Consider the following 16,095-nt stretch of genomic DNA (forward strand, 5'->3'; position numbering starts at 1 on the left):
ACGGGAGGAACAGCTCGATGATCGGAAGTCCGGCCGGCTCGGATGCGGGCCTGCTCTCTCCGGTGTGGGCGGGTACCCCGGTGCACGCCGCGACCTCCGACGACGCGTGGCTCGGCGCGATGCTGGAGGTGGAGGTCGCGCTGGCCAGGGTGCAGGCTCGGCTCGGGGTGATTCCCGCATCCGCGGTCCCGGTGATCGAGTCGGTGGCCCGGCCCGAGCGGTTCGACGTCGGCGAGCTGGCCGTGCGGGCGCGGGAGGCCGCCAACCCGGTGGTGCCGCTCGTGTCGACGCTGACCTCGCTGGTGGCCGCGGAGAACCCGGCCGCCGCCGACCACGTGCACCGCGGCTGCACCAGCCAGGACGTGCTGGACACCGCGACGATGCTGATCGCCGGCCGGGCCCTCGCCGAGCTGGAGTCCTGTTTGGACCGTTGCGCGGCCGCGTTGGCGTCGCTGGCGGAGCAGCACCGGAACACGCCGATGGCGGGCCGGACGCTGACACAGCACGCCGTGCCGACCACGTTCGGGCTCAAGGCGGCGGGATGGCTGGCCGGGATCGGCGAGGCCCGCCGCCGAATGCACCGGCTGCGCACCGAAGGGCTGCCGGTGTCGATCGGCGGGGCTGGTGGCACCGCCGCCGCGTATGCGGCCTATGCGCGGGAGGCCACTGGCACCGATCTCGTGGCCGAGCTGGTCGAGGGCATGGCGGCCGAACTCGGCCTGGCCGTGCAGGTCCTGCCCTGGCACACGCAGCGCGTGCCGCTGGCGGACCTCGGCTGGGTGCTCAGCATCGTCGCCGGAACCTTGGGCAAGTTCGCCGTGGACGTGCAGGTATTGTGCCGCACCGAGGTCGGCGAGGCCGTCGAGCCCGGCCCGGCCGGGCGCGGGGCTTCCTCGGCGATGCCGCAGAAGCGCAATCCCGTGCTGTCGACCCTGGTCGTGGCTGCGGCCCGGCAGGTCGCCCCGGCAGCCGGGGTGCTGGCCCAGTGCATGCTCGCCGAGGACGAACGCCCGGCCGGGGCTTGGCACGCCGAGTGGCAACCGCTGCGGGACGGCCTGCGCGCAGCGGGCGGCGCAGCACACACGGCGGCGGAATTGGCGGAGGGGCTCACGGTCTTCCCGGACAGAATGCTGGAAAACCTGCACCGGACCGGAGGCGCGATCGTCGCCGAGCGGGTCAACGTCGCGCTCGCCCCCGCCCTGGGCAAAGCCCGCGCGAAGCAGGTACTGGCCCGCATCGCGGCCGACGCTGCCGCTGGCCACGGCACCTTCGACGAGCTCCTGGCGGACGCTCCCGAACTCCGCGAGTCCGATGTAGCCGGACTCGATGCTGCGGAAGTCCAGGACCTGCTAACGCCGCAGAACTACCTCGGCGCGGCCTCGCTGTTCGTACAGCGGGCACTCGACGAATACGGGACCGCCTGATCACGGGATGCAGCGACAATCACAACGCCGAGAACTCCGCGTCGGGCGGGCAGATCTGGCGAACGTTGGCGAACTGGTTCATCGCGCGCGGCCGGCGTATTGACCGAGGCAACCACCTACGCCTCGTTACGGGAGTGCCGGTGACCGGGCGCGCGGAGGGTGTTCGCGCCCGGTCACCGGGGATGGGCCGGTGCGGAGTGGCCGGGGGAAGTCCCCGCACCAGCCCGTTCTGGGTGATTTTTTTGAGGTGAAGGGCACCATCTGGGAGCATATGTGCTCTGACCAGCGGTTTAAGGTTTGTGGATCTTGTCAGGCCGTCTCTAGGCCGTGTCAGGCTGCGAGCTGATCGTTGGTCGTGAGCTGGGCCGTGAAGTCGTCGATCGCGGCCCGTGCTCGGTTGTGCGACGAGGGCAACAGGTGGGTGTACACGCGGAGCGTGAAGCCCGGGTCTTTGTGGCTGCCCACACCGGATCCCAGCGGGACGGCGATGCGTTGCCGAAGGGGCAGCGCCGAGGCGATTGCCGAAACCCGTGCGGCATCCCAGGCCACCGTCTTACTCGGGGTGGGTTGCGGACGCCGGATGCTGCCCGTTCGGCACGGATTCTCAGGCACGCGTTTATCGGCGACAGCGCCGGAGAGGATCGACGACAGCACGTCGAACAGCTGCGCCTGATAGTTCACGCTCACCCGTGGATCAGCGCGCAGCCATTCCATCCAGTCCCGCACCGCGCCGGGTTGCGCGACCTTGGACAGCGGCATCTCACCGAAGTGCCGCAGGATCCGGGTGCGTACCCGTTGTTCGATCGCTGCACGGCGGACACACCGACTCCCACTGACGATCACAGGTCTTGCGGATCAGCTCTTTGCGGCCAGTTTTCGTATCCGTCCGCCAGAGCAGCAGGAAGGGCGCCGTGCTGGTGTTCCCCCAGCAGCAATGGGCGGCGTTCGTCTCGGGGTTACGGGATCGCCGCTGGTGACTCGCAAACGCCGGCGCGGCTGCGGGTGTTGGCACCACCCGCGGCCGCGCTGTGCCTGTCAGGGCAGGCGGATCGACTGGCTGTGCTTGAAGACGTCGCCCGGGTCGTAGGCCTTCTTCACCTGCTGCAGGCGCGGGTAGTTCCCCTTGAAGTACAGGTCGTGCCACGGCACTCCCGAGGAGTTCCACGCCGGGTCGCTGATGTCGATGTCGCAGTAGTTGATGAAGCAGCCGTCGGTGACGTCGTTGGGCACCGGGACACCTCCGGTGTCCCGGTAGACCGCCTGGTAGAACCGCTGGTGCCAGCCCACGTGGCGGTCGTCGTCGGCCGCCGCCTGCCACGCCGTGCCCCACAGCAGCTTCATCACCGAGTCGCGGTGCGGGTTGGCGGTCGCGTCGGCGGGGAGGGTGTTCACCTTTCCGCCGAAGGACGCGATCGACACCACGAACGGCAGCTGCGCGTAGTCGGTGTTGGTCAGCTGCTCGTACAGCGCGGCGATCTGCGCGTCGGTGAAGCCCTTGCGGTGGTAGCTGGACTTGTACTTGTAGCGGTCGGTCGGGTTGCTCATCCACATCCCGGGCCAGCCGGTCGCGTGCAGCCACGGGAGCTTCCGGTGGTCTGTGACGGCGGGCGTCACCCCGACGCCCTCGCCGACCGCGTTGAGAAAGTTGTTCAGCAGCCGCTCGGCGTTAGGCAGGCCCGCGTCGATCTGCACGACCAGGTGGAATGGGCCGTAAGCGCGGGTGGTCAGCTCCAGCCGGGAGAACAGCCCGGTGTAGGGGCTGTCCGGGCCGCTGTTGCGTTCCAGCCAGGTGCCGTAGTTGCGCAGCAGCCGGGCGAACCGCTCCGGGGTCATCTGGTCCCAGGCCCACTCGCGGCGGTGGATCCAGGCCTCACGCGGCGGGGTCGGCAACAGCTTCGCCGGGTCGGTGCCGGTGGCGTCCGGGGCGCGAAACCAGAAGCGGGTCACGACGCCGAAACCGCCACCGCCGCCTCCGGTGTGCGCCCACCACAGCTCCCGGTTGGGGTCGTTGGCCGCCCGGGTCGCGACGACCGCGCGCGCTTTCCCGCCGGCGTCGACCACCACGACCTCCACCGCGTGCACGTGGTCGCTGATGTAGCCGTGCCGGCGGCTCAGCGGCCCGTAGCCGCTGCCGGTGACGTGCCCGCCGACGCCGACGGTGTAGCAGGATCCGCCGGGCAGGCAGACGCCCCAGCGCTTGTAGAGGGTGTCGTAGACATCGCCGAGTTCCGCGCCGGCCTCGACCATGATCGCTTTCATCTTGGTGTCGTGGGCGATCGCGGTCATCTGGGTCATGTCTATGAGGACCCGCACGTCGGGGTGGTCGACGAAGTCCTCGTAGCAGTGCCCGCCGCTGCGCACGGCGATGCGCTTGCCGCGGCGCACCGCGGCGCCGACGGCGGCCACCACCTGCTCCGTTGTGGCGGGCAGGCACACGCTTTCGGGGTTACTCGCGAAACGCTGGTTCTGGCCCCGGGTGAGGCCCGCGAAGCGGACGTCCGCGGGGCCGACGGTGATGGCCGTGCGGGCGGCCGGGCCGACGGGCTGCTGCGGGGCTGGCGGTGCCGCGAGTGCTTCGGTGCGGGAGGCGACGGCGACGGAACCGCCGAGAGCAGCCGCCCAGGTGAGCAGGTTGCGGCGCGATAACGCGCTCATGCGAACTCCTCCGAGTGTGACTTGGTCCCCTGCGCCGTCGCGATCCGCGGATGGGCCGGACCAACATCGACCTCATGGAGCAGACGCTGATGACGCAGAGTCGCGTCCGGCGCGCCGATCACGGGCGGCTACGGCCAATCGTGTAGCCACTTGCGCCGAAAGACATCACGCGATCACGTGATGAATAACGCTCGGTGGCGGCGCTTTTCGGGCAAACGCACTCGTGCCCTGCCGGGGGGCCGGCCGGGCACGAGTGCTTGCGAGGAGTTCGGTCGATCAGACCGGGACCGCCACCACCACGCTCGTCGGCGAGCTCGTCGCCCGCGTCTCCTCGTGGCGCAGGCCCGCCTTCTCGAACAGCGCCGCCAGCTCGGGCTCGGTGCGGACGTGCCCGGAGAGCAGGCTCAGCATCACGATGTCCTCGAACTTGCCGAAGTGCGGTGTGTCGCCGGGCGGCAGCACCTCGTCGATCACGATCAGCCGGCTGCCCGGCTTCATCGCCGCCCGGATGTTGCGCAGGATGCTGATCGCGTCCTCGTCCTTCCAGTCGTGGATGGTCCAGGACAGCACGTACAAGTCGCCGCCGGTCGGCACCGACTCGAAGAAGTCGCCGCCGACGCACCTCGCACGATCCGACAGGCCCGCGGCCTCCAGCACCGCCTCAGCCTCCGGCACCACCCGCGGCAGGTCGAAGACCACGGCCGTCATCTCCGGGTAGTGCGCCAGGATGGTGGCGACGAGGTGGCCCTGCCCGCCCGCGACGTCGACGACGTGCCGCACGCCGGTGAGGTCGTAGGCCTGCAGCATCGCGGAGTTCACCAGCCGGGCCATGCTGCCCATCGCGTTGTTGAACAGCGTCGCCAGCTCGGGGTGGTCGGCGAAGTGCTCCCACCAGGTGCGGCCGTGCACGTGCTCGAAGGCCGGGCGGCCCTTGCGCAGGCTGTAGACCAGCGCACCGAAGGAGCGCTGCCGCTCCGGCAGTCCGACGTAGCGGGCCAGGTCTCGCATGGAGCCCTCGACGTCGCTGCGCAGGGTCGCCGCGAGCGGGGTCAGGTCGAACACCCGGTGCTCGACCTCGGTGAACACCCCGACGCTGGCCAGCGCGCGCAGCCCCCGGTAGAGGCTGTCGGAGTCCGCCTCGACGCGGGCGGCGATGTCGTCGACGTGCGTCGGCTCCCCACCGATCGCGTCGGCCACGCCGAGCTCGGCCACCGCGATCAGCAGCTGGCTGACCAGCGAGCTGTAGAGCATTTCGTACATGCGGACCGCGGGCGGCACCTGCGCTCCTTCGGAGAGCACGCCGTAGGGCGCCGCCGAGCCGGGTTCGTTCATGACTCCCCTTCCACTACCTCGGGCCGGGACGCGAAAACGCCCGGTCTGCAAAGAACGTCCTGTTGACTGACGTTGAACTCAACTTCGACCTCCGCCTCCCGAGACGACCGGACCGCGTTCTTCCGCAATTTCAATGGAAATCGGACCTTCGATTTCAATGGAAATTGCGGCACACCCCGGTCCGTCGCGGCATCAGGCGGTGATCCCGGTCAGGTGGTCGGCGAAGCGTTCGCGGAGTTGGCGTTTGAGCATCTTGCCGGTGGGCCCGGTCGGGAAGTCCGCGTCCTCGCGGGCCACCACCACACCGTGCACTTCGGACAGTCCGGCGGCGGAGAGCACCGCGTTGATCGGACCGGCCAGGTCCGCCACCTCCTCCGCGTCGGAGCGCAGGCGCACCACGGCCAGCGGCGCCTGCGCGTCGGGCGAGCCGGGGTCGCGGACCCCGATCACCGAGCAGTCCGCCACGAACGGGCAGGCCACGAGGATCGCCTCTTCCAGGGGGAGGCTGTAAACCGGGCCGTCCGCGGTGCGGATCACGTCGGGCACCCGGTCGAGGTGGATGAACCGGCCGCGTTCGTCCCGGTAGACCACGTCGCCGGTCAGCCAGTACCCCGCGAAGGACGACTTCACCGTCGCGTCGGAGTTGTTCCAGTAGCCCGGCGTGCGCGTCGGGGTGAGCACGCCCAGCCGCCCGGCGCGTCCCGGCCCGAGCTCCCGGCCGTCGTCGTCGAGGACCACGGCGCGGCGCACCACCTTGATCGGCGTTCCCACACAGCGGCCGTAGTCGGTGCTGCCCAGCTCGCGGACCTTGCGGAACAGCGCCATGCCCATCTCGGAGGAGCCAAGGCCGTCGATGAACCGGCTGCCGGGCCGCGATCGCAGCAAGCCGGGGCGCCGGCCGTGCACGATCAGCTCCTTGATGTGCGCTTCGTGCGCGGCGTCGCCGGTGTTGATCCACGTGTGCACGTGCTGCGCGCCCGTCGCCTCCAGGCCGATCTCGGCCAGGTCGGCCCAGGTCTGCGGGAATGCGGCGACGATGGTCGGCTGGAACCGGCGCATCGCCGCCCGGACCGCCGTGCCGGTGGTGTCGGCCATCACCAGCGTGGGCAGGCCGAGCAGCGTCGTCGTCATCAGGTAGCTGATACCGGCCGAATGCGATTGAGGCAGCGCGGTGAGCAGCCGGTTCCGTGCGGCTGCCGGGAAGTTCCACAGCCGCTGGCGCTTGCCGAGGAAGAACTGGCGGTGCCCGAAGCTGGCCGCCTTCGGTGGGCCGGTAGTGCCGGAGGTGTGGCAGACCATCACCAGGTCGTCGTCGGCGTGGGCGTACGGGAAGACACCCGGGTAGCTGGCGCCGGCCGCGGGCGTGGTGGGCAGGTCGGCCGGGTCGGCGTGGAACGCGAGCCGCTCGGTGTCCAGTCCGGCGGCGCGCAACCGAGCCAGGCGAGGCTCGTCGGCCACCACGCCCAGCGCTCCGATCCGGCCGAGGTACTCGGCCGCGACTTCCGCCGGCATCCGGCCGTTGACCAGCGCCGCGATCGCGCCGAGCGACGTCAACGCCAGGAAGTGCAGGAACGAGTCGATGCCTTCCGGGACGTGCACGCCCACCACGTCGCCCTTGCCGACGCCTTGCGCGTGGTACCAGGAGGCGTAGGCGTTGCGCACTCCGAGCAGGCGGACCAGGCTGTAGGCCACCACGTCGGCTTCGGGGGCGGTTTCCGGGTTTCCCGGCCGCTGGGCGAAGAGGAACGCCCGGTTCGGAGCGGGGTTGTTGGCCACCGCGCGGTCCAGGAAGTTGCCCATGCCCAGTTCCCGGTCCAGCAACAACTTCAGCCGCGCAGGCAGCGGCAGGCGCGCATCGGGACGGATGTTGTCAAGTGCGATCATGCTGGCGCTCCTTCGGGGACCGCTCGGGACGCGTTCGACCCGGGCGGACGACAGGAGGGATACGGCACGCCGGCCCGGCGGCGCGCCGCAACGGACGACACAATCGTCTACAGAGGACCAGGTGTTGCTCCTCGATCGGTGTCGGCCGCGGGTCTCAGGGGTCTTCTCGCGAGGACGGCCCCGGCGTGGCGAACCAGCCAGGGATCCGCGGCGAGAAGACCTCTGAGATTCCGCTACCCGCACCGCTGGGCGAACACCTTCGAAGTCCTCATCCGGGCTGGCCTTCGTAGATCGTGATCAGGTAGCCGTCGGGGTCCTCGAAGATGAACTCGCGACCGCAGGAGCCGTCGCAGATCGGCTTGCTGATCGGCACGTCGGCCGAGGTGAGCTGCGCGTGCAGCTTGTCCGGGTTCTCCGCCTTGATCCAGACGACCACGCCGTGCCCGACCTTGGCGACCTCGTCGAGGTCGATCGTGGCCTGGCGCAGCGCGATGCGGATGGGCTCGGCGCCCAGAACCGCCGCGTTGGGCACCTTGGATTCAACAGTGGAGAATCCGACGACCTCGGTGTAGAACCGCCGCGCCCGCTCCAGATCGCGCACCTGCAGGGTCAGAAAGTCCGGTCCGACTACGTTTGTGGACACCACAGCTCCTAACGGGAATCGGGTGGATTCGGTCGGTGGAAAGGACTTCCGCCTATTCCGGCGGGTTTCCGGCCGACCCTGCACCAGCATCCCCGCCCGGTCCGCCGCCGGTCATCACGTGTTCGCGTGAGTTGCCGGTTGGTCGTGCATCATCACCCGCCGGGCCAGCTCGACGCGGCTGGTTATCCCCAGCTTGGCAAAGCTGTGCCGGAGATGGCTGTCCACGGTGTGCGGTGACAGGTACAACCGGTTCGCCACTTCCCGGTTGGTGAGCCCCTCGGCGACGAGCCGCACCACGCGGAGTTCCGCTCGGGTCAGGCTTTCCCAGCCCGTCTTGCGGGAGTTCTGTCGCCGCTGCACCTGGACGTTCGGGGTCCGCGCCAGCAGCCCGCGCACCCGGGCGGCGTCCAGCGGCGCGTCGCACCGCACGTACCCGGACTCGGCCTCAATGCGCAGTTGCGCGGCCTTCTCCAAGTTGCCCAAATCCGCCTCGGCCGCCGCCAGGTCCTCCAACCCCTGTGCCAGCATCACCGGCCGCGATCCCGCCCGGTAGTGCTCGACGGCGCTGCGCAGGGCACGAACGTCGCGCCGCAGCAGACCGGCACCGTGCTTGGCCGCGCCGAGGAGCACCGCGACGTCGGGGTTGCGCCGCGCCAGCTCGGTTGCCGAGCCGACCACCTGCGCTGCCGCCTCGCGGGCGTCGACCCGCAGCGCCACCCGCACCAGCGCCGGGATCCGCTCCGGCGCGCTGACCAGCAACGCGTTGCTGCGCTTGACCCGGTCGAGGACCTCCACCAGTTCCAGCCGGACCTTGTCCGGGTCGCCTTCGGCTTCCTCGGCGAGCAGCCGCGCGCAAACCAGCAGGTCCGGTAGGCGGCGCCGCCCGGTCTCCACGATCTCCTGGGCCTGGTTCAGGTGCTTCCAGGCGGCCTGCACATCCACGCGCAACGAAACGACGGCCCGCAACGCGAGCAGCGGAACGGCCAAGGCCTTGGCGGAAAGCTGTTCGGTCAGCAGCACGCCGGCTTCCGCCTCGGCCGCGGCGTCGTTTAGCCGACCGGCGGCGAGCAGCAGCTCGGCCCGGCACAGGTAGCGCGGCGGCTGCGACCACACCGTCTCCAGTTCTGCGACGTCCTGCTCGTCCTTGGTCAGCTCCTCCTCGGCCTCCGCGAGGCGGTCGGCTGCTGTCAGCGCGGCGACGAGGTGCAGCCTGGGGTGCCGGGTCCGCCCGACAACGCCGACACGGTCACCGAGCCGCACCGCTTCGGTCGCGTACCGGATGGCGGCCGGAATATCGCCCTGCGCAAGGGAAACCCTGCTCCGCGCGCCCGTCCCGCACACCAGCGCGCCGTGCGTTCTCGCGCGGTTCGCGACGTGCACCGCGTTGGTCGCTGCCGCCGACGCCGCCTCCAGATCGCCGAGCGAGGCGAGCCCGTGCGCGTGCATCGCGAGCAGCTCGGCGCGCGCCAGCGAGTCCGATTTCGCGCGGGGCAGGGCGAGCACCGTGTGCTCCAGGACCCGCGAGTGCTCGCCAACTGTATGCAGCGCTTCCGTGAGCCCGAGGAGCAGCATCGCCTCCGTGTTCTGCGACAGCCCGCCGCCGCGGAAGCGCTGCCCGAGTTCGATCGCTTCCGCCGGGCGACCCGCCAGCACCAGCAGCCGAACCGCCTCGGCCGCCAGTTCCGCGCGGATCGGCCTGCCCTCGTCGATCAGCGGCAGGCTGCGGAGGATCAGGTCGGCGCCGGTGTTCGGCGCCGCGGGCGCGATCTCCTGCACCGCGCGCTTCACCACGGTCGCCACGTCCATCCAGCCGCCTCCGCTGAGCAGCAGGTGCTTGACCTGTTCGGTGGCCGACCGGCCGTGCTGGGCGAGCACCGAAGCGGCCTCCTGGTGCAGAGTCGCCCGGGTCGGCTCCGGCATCCGGTAGTAGAGCGCGTCGCGGATCAGCTCGTGCCGGAAGGACAGCTTCGCGCCCTGCTCCACCAGCACCTCGGCGTCGACGAGCATCGCAACCGTGCCGAGCAGCTCCACCGCCGGGCGCCCGAGCAGCGCCGCGACCTCGTGCACTCCGAAGGGCCGGCCGAACACCGTCATCGCGTCCAGCGCGCGGCGGGTTTCTTCCGGCAGGTCCTGCATCCGCTCGCCGACCGCGTCGAAGAACGTCGGCGTCAGCGTGGCGGGCGGCACCGGCAGGCCGTCCCCCGGCAGCCCGCGCAGCATTTCCCGCAGCAGAAAGGGATTTCCGCCGCTGCGCGCGGCGTAGGACAGGGTCGCTGCGTCCGGTTTGCAGCCGAGTATCCGGGTGCACAGCTGCGCGACCGCGTCGTCGGAGAGCGGTTCGAGCTGGCGCTTCTGGGCGCCCTCACCGATGAGCCAGTCCAGCGCTTCCTGCGCGCAGCCGCGAATCGGGTAAGGGCGGCGGGTGAAGTACCAGAGCACGCCATCCGATTGCAGGGCGGGCACGAGGACCCGCAGCGCCAGCGCCGTCGCCTCGTCGGCCCAGTGCGCGTCGTCGAGGGCGATCAGCATCGGCTGCTTGCGGGCCTGCTGCGCTATCAACTCGGTTATCTGGTCCACCGCCCACAGCGTGGAGGTGTTCAAGCCCGGTCCCGCGGGCAGCTGCGGGCCGAACAGGTGGCACGAGCGGAACAGCGACCGCAAGGTGATCAACGGTGTGTTCTTGTCCAATTTGACAGCTTGCGATGTGATGACGCCGAGGCCGAGCGCGTGGCTTTCGGCCACCACTTCCTGCAGCAGTCGGCTCTTGCCGATGCCTGCCGGACCTTCCACAACCACGCAGTTCCCGGCCCCCTCGGCGACCTGGAGCAAATACTCGCGCGATTCACCCAAGACACGTTCCCGACCGATCAGCGGTAACGCATCAGTGTCCATCGTGTGTCCCCCTCAGTGAGCAGCATCGGACGAACGCAGATAGCTGACGCGACAGTACCCGAACGATCAGCGCCCGGCCTATTATTCCAAGAACGGCAAAGGGACATACTTCACCCGAGTGCCGCACTACGAGACTACAGTTAGATCTTTACTAGGCGACGCCACTTTGGTATCAAAGTCCGTAACCTCTCGGCCATTTCCCTTTCATAGCATATCCGCGCCATCCGCACCGCCAATTCTCGGCGGCGGCAGCACACGCCACCGTTCGGACCAGCGCGGCGCGGACAACCCGCGCAACGGTGATCTCGGACACATTCCACGATGGGCAATTCGGGAACGCCCATCCAGCGGGAATCCCGCGATGACGTGATGTCCGGACCCCGCCGATCGCCAAAGCTCGAAAGCGCGCACCCGCTGGTCGAGAGGAGTCCGAACAACATGAGCACACCGGAGATCGTCCACCGGGCGATCCACGTACCGCCCGGCGCTGGCCAAAGCGTCTGGGCCTTCAGCGGCGACCGCTACACACTCAAGGTCGGCGCGGAGGAAACCGGCGGGCTGATCGGCGTGATGGAGGCCGAGATCCCGCCGGGCAGCGGTCCGCCGCCGCACATCCACTGGAACGAGGACGAGGCTTTCTACCTCGTCGAAGGGCGCCTCCAGGTCGTCGACATCGATCGCGAATTCATCGCCGAGCCGGGCTCCTTCATTTATCTGCCGCGCGGCAAGGCGCACGGATTCAAGAACATTTTCGACACCCCCGCCAAAATGCTCATGCTTTTCATGCCGAGCGGATTCGAGAAATTCTTCCTGGAAGTGGGCGCGGAAGTGGTGCCGGGGCAGCCGGCGCCGCCGCCGAGCCAATTCGCGGCCGACGTCGAGCGGTCGATGCGCGTCGCGACCGAGAAGTACGGCATCGAGTCCGACTGAACGCCTGCTGGAGCGCGCGTCGGGCACCAGGCACCGTCGATGCCGGGCCACCGGTTCAGACCGGTAACGAGGCATCGCGGCTCTCCACCGCCGCAGCCACCATCCCGTCCCAGGCCAGCATCGCGCAGTCGATGACCGCGTGCATGGTCTCGCGGGAGCTCCCATCCCGGGCCTGGATGGACAGTCCTTGTAGGACTGTCAGGTAGAAGGAGGAGATCGTCTCCAGATCCGCACCGGGCGGCACATCCCCGTCGGTGATGCCGCGATCCAACCTGGCCCGCACGGCACGGAAGTCGTCCCTCCGGCATTCGGCGAGGTAATCCCGGATCCGCCCGTTCTCCGGAGTGCAGTTGGTGGCCGCGAGCACCACCATGCATCCGCGCGGAGTGCTCGGATCCACGTAGGCGTCGGCGTTGTCGCGCAGCATGGCTTCGATCGCGCGCCTAGCGGTCGGCTGCCGCTGCAACGACCTTTCACCGACCGCCTCGTCGGCGCCGTTGTAGAGCCCGACCGCTTCCCGGAAAAGGTCCTCTTTGGACCCGAACGCGGCGTACAGGCTCGGCGAACTGATCCCCATCGCGCCGGTGAGGTCGCTCAGGGATGTGGCCTCGTACCCTCGTTCCCAGAACAGCTCCATGGCGGTTCGCAGGGCGGCCTCCCGGTCGAAGCTGCGCGGGCGCCCACGTGGCGACATCGGCTTCCCCTCCTCCCAAGACGGCGCGGGTCCCGCACCGCTTCACACCTTTCCCAGCGGGCTTGTTGACACCCAAGGGTAGCGGTGATAACCATTTATATATCGTTCGACACAGAAAAGCGAGGGGCTTCATGACGGGCTTGGATGGCAAGGTCGCGCTGGTCACCGGTGGTGCCCGCGGCATCGGTGCGGCAGTCGCCGAGCGACTGGCCGCGGACGGTGCCGACGTCGCGATCACGTACAACACCTCGGCCGACCGGGCCAACGGCGTGGTCGACAAGATCAAGGGAGCCGGGCGACGCGGCGCGGCGTTCGCGGCCCCGGCCACCGACGCAGCGGCCGTGACCAGCGCCGTCGAGCAGACGGTCGCGGAGTTCGGCCGGCTGGACATCCTGGTCAACAACGCCGGGATCTTCCCGTGGGCGACCATCGACGAACTGACGCTAGAGCAGTTCGACGAGACGGTCGGCATCCACGTGAGGGCGGTGTTCGTGGCGGTGCAGGCCGCCGTCAAGCACCTGCCCGAGGGCGGCCGGATCATCAGCATCGGCAGCAACCTCGCCGACCGGACTCCCGGCCCCGGCCTGAGCCTGTACTCGCTGAGCAAGTCGGCGCTGACCGGCTTCACCAGGGGCCTCGCCCGCGACCTCGGTCCGCGCGGCATCACGGTCAACCTGGTGAACCCGGGCTCCACCGATACCGAGATGAACCCGGCCGACGGCGAGGAGGCGGACGCCGAGCGCGCCCTGACCGCCCTCGGCCGCTACAACGCCCCGGCCGACATCGCGGCGGCGGTCGCGTACCTGGCCGGCGAGGGCGGTCGCAACATCACCGGCACCGGCATCCTCGTCGACGCCGGCGCCAACGCCTGACGGCGGCGTGCGTTCACCTTCTGGAACAAGGGAAGCAGCAATGGCTTGGGTCATCCTCGTCGTAGCGGGCCTGCTGGAGATCGTCTGGTCGTTGGCGTTGAAGCACGCCGAAGGCCTGACCCGGGTGTGGCCGGCGTTGCTGGGCATCGCCGTCGCCATGATCAGCCTAGGCATGCTTTCGGTGGCGCTGAAGGACCTGCCGGTCGGCAGCGCCTACGCGATCTGGGTCGGCATCGGCACCGTTGGCGTCGCTGCGGTGGGGATGCTCTTCCTGAGCGAACCTGTGACGGTGTCCAGGCTGGCCTTCCTCGGGCTGATCGTGGTCGGCATAGCCGGACTCAAATTCGTGGAAGGCTGATCGCGAAGACTGTAAGAACTCGCTTTGCTCAGCGGTGCGGGTGGCGGCCCCCTGCGGGAATTACAGACGCCGCCTGGTCTCCGCGATCACCAACTTACGCACGACCAATACGCGGCTTCGGGGACTGGCCTCGCCAAGAACCCCGACGGGGTCGGCACAGTCTGAGAACCCGCGGCGTGCAAGTTGCTTAGGTGCGCTAAGCGGCTTCGCCGCTGCAAAGGCAAGAACCCGCCCCGTCGCAGGCATGCTGCCTGCATCAAATCGACCACTGCAGACACTTCTATTCCCCCTCCCCTGCAGGAGATGCCGTCTCGCCCGTGCGAGGCGGCATCTTCTCTTTGCGGCTCCCGAGAACACGTGATGTCGCGGCGGGGCCCGGCCAAGCATCCTGGGATCCGGCTGCCGCAAGGAGAACCAGACGCCGGCAACGGCTGGAGGAGCGGGAAATGGCTGAGCACAAGAGGGAACTGGACATCGCGGTGATCGGCGCCGGGGTACTCGGGCTGTCCACCACGGACGCCCTGCTGCGGCGCGGCGCCGACGTGAAGTGCTTCGACGGCAGGCGCCCCGGGGCGGGGCAATCCGGCGGGCTCTCCCGCACCTTCCGGCACCGGCACGACGACCCGCACATCGTCGACCTCGCCGTGCGCGGCCTGGCCGGCTACCGCGAGTGGGAGCGGCGCTCCGGGGTCGAGATGGTCGGCACCGAGGGCTGCGCCTACCTGGGCACCACCGCCGACGACACCCTCGGTCTGAAAGCGCACCAGGTGCCGCACCACTACGTGCCTGAGGCAGACCGGGAGCAGGTGTTCGGCGCGCTTGGGCCGATCGGTGGCCCGCTGCTGGTGGACCCGACGGCCGGGGCGCTGCGAGTCAACCACGTGATCGAGACGCTGACCGGCTGGGTCGGCGGCCACATCGTCGCCAACGACATCCACAGCCTGCTGGTGCTCGACAACGGCAAGGTCGAGTTCCAGACGGCCGATGCGATCTACCACGCGCGGCACGTCGTGCTCTGCGCCGGCGTCGACACGCCGCGCCTGGCCGCCCGCCTCGGCTGGGACATCCCGCTGGACTGCGCGCTGCACGCCCGCCCGCACTACCGGATCCGCGAGGAGCTGCGCGGCGCCCCGACGCCATGCTGGGTGGACAAGTCCGGCGAGTTCGGGGAAATGGTGTACGGCTCGGTGATCCCGTACACCGACCAGTACGTGCTGGGGCTCATCGGCGACGGCGTCGACGTGCCGTTCGACGCGCGCGGCGCGCTGACCGGCGAGGAAGGCATGGAGGACCACGTCCGCCGGGTCACCGGCTACGTCGAGCGCGCCCTGCCGGGGCTCATCCCGGAACCGGTGGGCGTCCGGGTGTGCATCATGAGCAAGCTGCCCGCTGGCAGCGACGCGCTCCGCGCGTGGCACGCCCCCGGTGTAACCGCGATCGCCGGGCACAACCTGTTCAAGTTCGCCCCGGAGCTGGGCGAACTGCTGGCGGACTCGGCGGTGGACGACGGGCTCCCGGCCGACCTGGAACTCGCCGGAGCCCGCGCATTGGGGGCTGCATGACCCTCACCGTCGCAGGTGCCTCGGGCGTCGTCGGACGCGCGGTTACGCGGGAGCTCGTGCGGCTCGGCCACCGTCCCCGCGTGCTGGTGCGCCCCGGCTCGCCGAACCGCGACCTGTCGCCCGACGCGACGGTCGTCGAGTGCGATCTCACCGATCGCGCGGCTACGCTGCGCGCGTTGCACGGCTCGGAACGGCTGTTCCTGCTCACCCCTTTCCACTCGGAACAGCTTGTGCTGCAACGCAATCTGATCGCGGCGAGCGCGGAGGCCGGGGTCAAGCGAGTGGTGAAGCTGTCCGCGCTCGGTGCGCGGCCCGGTGCCGAGTCGAGCATCCACCACCAGCACGGCGTCGGCGACGACGAGCTGCGCGCCTCCGGTCTTCCGCACGCGGTGCTCCGGCCCAACGCCTTCATGCAGAACGCGCTGCAGTGGCTGCCGACCATCCGGAGGCGCGACGCGATCGTGCTGCCGGTCGGGGCGGCGCGGGTCAGCATGATCGACGTCGGGGACATCGGGCTCGCGGCGGTGACCCTGCTGACCTCGGACGCTGTCGGCGACTACGACCTCACCGGGCCGGAAGCCCTCAGCTACCGGGAAGTCGCGTCGATCCTGTCCGAAGTGGCCGGTCGCCGGATCCGGCACGTGGATGCGGAGCCGGCGGAGGTCGCGGCGGCCATGCGCTCGGCCGGGGTCCCCGACTGGGCGGTGGCGGCGCGCCTGCAGCTCTACGCCACCTACCGGGCCGGCGACGCGGAGGTGGTCACGACGGCGATCAACGACATCACCGGCCGCCCGCCGCGCGACTACCGGTCGTTCGCCGCCGGCCTCGCCGAACAGTTGCGGAATTGAC

The 16,095-nt window shown here is 69.7% G+C and carries 14 protein-coding genes; 7 read left to right on the plus strand and 7 right to left on the minus strand.

Annotated features, from left to right (window positions below):
- Positions 1–17 precede the first annotated feature (17 nt).
- Positions 18–1,424, plus strand: a complete 1,407-nt coding sequence (locus FDZ84_RS06755; protein WP_168585189.1) for an adenylosuccinate lyase family protein — start codon at positions 18–20, stop codon at positions 1,422–1,424.
- 330 nt (positions 1,425–1,754) lie between these two features.
- On the opposite strand, the gene FDZ84_RS06760 is transcribed toward FDZ84_RS06755, so the two are convergent.
- The gene (locus FDZ84_RS06760; protein WP_168584079.1) at positions 1,755–2,183 is read right to left on the minus strand and encodes a hypothetical protein; all 429 of its coding nucleotides are present in this window, start codon (positions 2,181–2,183) and stop codon (positions 1,755–1,757) included.
- Between the two features lie 104 nt (positions 2,184–2,287).
- Between FDZ84_RS06760 and FDZ84_RS39945 the strand changes: the two genes are divergently transcribed.
- Entirely contained in the window at positions 2,288–2,401 is a 114-nt protein-coding gene (locus FDZ84_RS39945; RefSeq protein WP_256413745.1) for a DUF397 domain-containing protein, read from the plus strand.
- Between the two features lie 58 nt (positions 2,402–2,459).
- Here FDZ84_RS39945 and FDZ84_RS06770 read toward each other — a convergent pair whose 3' ends face one another.
- The 5 genes from FDZ84_RS06770 to FDZ84_RS06790 all read right to left on the minus strand — a co-directional run bounded on the left by FDZ84_RS06770 (position 2,460) and on the right by FDZ84_RS06790 (position 10,830).
- Positions 2,460–4,079, minus strand: a complete 1,620-nt coding sequence (locus tag FDZ84_RS06770) for an FAD-binding protein (protein WP_168585191.1) — start codon at positions 4,077–4,079, stop codon at positions 2,460–2,462.
- A gap of 276 nt (positions 4,080–4,355) precedes the next feature.
- Complete coding sequence (locus FDZ84_RS06775) at positions 4,356–5,411, minus strand: methyltransferase (RefSeq protein ID WP_168585192.1); 1,056 nt, start codon at positions 5,409–5,411, stop codon at positions 4,356–4,358.
- A gap of 192 nt (positions 5,412–5,603) precedes the next feature.
- Positions 5,604–7,295, minus strand: a complete 1,692-nt coding sequence (locus FDZ84_RS06780) for a class I adenylate-forming enzyme family protein (RefSeq protein WP_168585193.1) — start codon at positions 7,293–7,295, stop codon at positions 5,604–5,606.
- 268 nt (positions 7,296–7,563) lie between these two features.
- Positions 7,564–7,938 carry a VOC family protein gene (locus FDZ84_RS06785; protein ID WP_223839953.1) on the minus strand — a complete coding sequence of 125 codons (375 nt, stop codon included), beginning with the start codon at positions 7,936–7,938 and terminating at the stop codon, positions 7,564–7,566.
- Between the two features lie 114 nt (positions 7,939–8,052).
- Positions 8,053–10,830: a helix-turn-helix transcriptional regulator gene (locus tag FDZ84_RS06790; protein ID WP_256413667.1), complete on the minus strand. Its 2,778-nt coding sequence runs from the start codon at positions 10,828–10,830 to the stop codon at positions 8,053–8,055.
- Positions 10,831–11,268: 438 nt separating this feature from the next.
- Here FDZ84_RS06790 and FDZ84_RS06795 point away from each other — a divergent pair, with 438 nt between their 5' ends.
- Positions 11,269–11,760 (plus strand): cupin domain-containing protein, encoded by a 492-nt coding sequence (locus FDZ84_RS06795; RefSeq protein ID WP_168585196.1) that lies wholly within the window; start codon positions 11,269–11,271, stop codon positions 11,758–11,760.
- A 55-nt stretch (positions 11,761–11,815) separates the two neighbouring features.
- Here the strand turns inward: FDZ84_RS06795 and FDZ84_RS06800 are convergent, their stop codons facing one another.
- The gene (locus FDZ84_RS06800; RefSeq protein ID WP_168585197.1) at positions 11,816–12,454 is read right to left on the minus strand and encodes a TetR/AcrR family transcriptional regulator; all 639 of its coding nucleotides are present in this window, start codon (positions 12,452–12,454) and stop codon (positions 11,816–11,818) included.
- A gap of 131 nt (positions 12,455–12,585) precedes the next feature.
- On the opposite strand from FDZ84_RS06800, the gene FDZ84_RS06805 reads away from it, so the two are divergent.
- The 4 genes from FDZ84_RS06805 (at position 12,586) to FDZ84_RS06820 (ending at position 16,094) form a co-directional block, all read left to right on the plus strand.
- On the plus strand, positions 12,586–13,326 hold the full coding sequence (locus tag FDZ84_RS06805; RefSeq protein WP_168585198.1) for an SDR family NAD(P)-dependent oxidoreductase: 741 nt from the start codon (positions 12,586–12,588) through the stop codon (positions 13,324–13,326).
- Between the two features lie 40 nt (positions 13,327–13,366).
- A complete protein-coding gene (locus FDZ84_RS06810) occupies positions 13,367–13,684 on the plus strand; it encodes a multidrug efflux SMR transporter (RefSeq protein ID WP_168585199.1) in 318 nt (105 codons plus the stop codon).
- 446 nt (positions 13,685–14,130) lie between these two features.
- Positions 14,131–15,246, plus strand: a complete 1,116-nt coding sequence (locus FDZ84_RS06815; protein ID WP_168585200.1) for an FAD-binding oxidoreductase — start codon at positions 14,131–14,133, stop codon at positions 15,244–15,246.
- Entirely contained in the window at positions 15,243–16,094 is an 852-nt protein-coding gene (locus FDZ84_RS06820) for an NmrA family NAD(P)-binding protein (protein WP_168585201.1), read from the plus strand. The genes FDZ84_RS06815 and FDZ84_RS06820 overlap by 4 nt, the downstream gene beginning before the upstream one ends.
- The last annotated feature ends 1 nt before the right edge of the window (position 16,095 follow it).

It is taken from the genome of Saccharopolyspora sp. ASAGF58 (assembly GCF_012277335.1).
GTDB classification, from domain to species: domain Bacteria; phylum Actinomycetota; class Actinomycetes; order Mycobacteriales; family Pseudonocardiaceae; genus Saccharopolyspora; species Saccharopolyspora hattusasensis.

Bases quoted from the DNA above. Each gene is read 5' to 3' on its own strand.
- FDZ84_RS06755 (WP_168585189.1), top strand. From the start codon at position 18: ATGATCGGAAGTCCGGCCGGCTCGGATGCGGGCCTGCTCTCTCCGGTG.
- FDZ84_RS06760 (WP_168584079.1), bottom strand. From the start codon at position 2,183: ATGCCGCTGTCCAAGGTCGCGCAACCCGGCGCGGTGCGGGACTGGATG.
- FDZ84_RS06770 (WP_168585191.1), bottom strand. From the start codon at position 4,079: ATGAGCGCGTTATCGCGCCGCAACCTGCTCACCTGGGCGGCTGCTCTC.
- FDZ84_RS06775 (WP_168585192.1), bottom strand. From the start codon at position 5,411: ATGAACGAACCCGGCTCGGCGGCGCCCTACGGCGTGCTCTCCGAAGGA.
- FDZ84_RS06780 (WP_168585193.1), bottom strand. From the start codon at position 7,295: ATGATCGCACTTGACAACATCCGTCCCGATGCGCGCCTGCCGCTGCCT.
- FDZ84_RS06790 (WP_256413667.1), bottom strand. From the start codon at position 10,830: ATGGACACTGATGCGTTACCGCTGATCGGTCGGGAACGTGTCTTGGGT.
- FDZ84_RS06795 (WP_168585196.1), top strand. From the start codon at position 11,269: ATGAGCACACCGGAGATCGTCCACCGGGCGATCCACGTACCGCCCGGC.
- FDZ84_RS06800 (WP_168585197.1), bottom strand. From the start codon at position 12,454: ATGTCGCCACGTGGGCGCCCGCGCAGCTTCGACCGGGAGGCCGCCCTG.
- FDZ84_RS06805 (WP_168585198.1), top strand. From the start codon at position 12,586: ATGACGGGCTTGGATGGCAAGGTCGCGCTGGTCACCGGTGGTGCCCGC.
- FDZ84_RS06810 (WP_168585199.1), top strand. From the start codon at position 13,367: ATGGCTTGGGTCATCCTCGTCGTAGCGGGCCTGCTGGAGATCGTCTGG.
- FDZ84_RS06815 (WP_168585200.1), top strand. From the start codon at position 14,131: ATGGCTGAGCACAAGAGGGAACTGGACATCGCGGTGATCGGCGCCGGG.
- FDZ84_RS06820 (WP_168585201.1), top strand. From the start codon at position 15,243: ATGACCCTCACCGTCGCAGGTGCCTCGGGCGTCGTCGGACGCGCGGTT.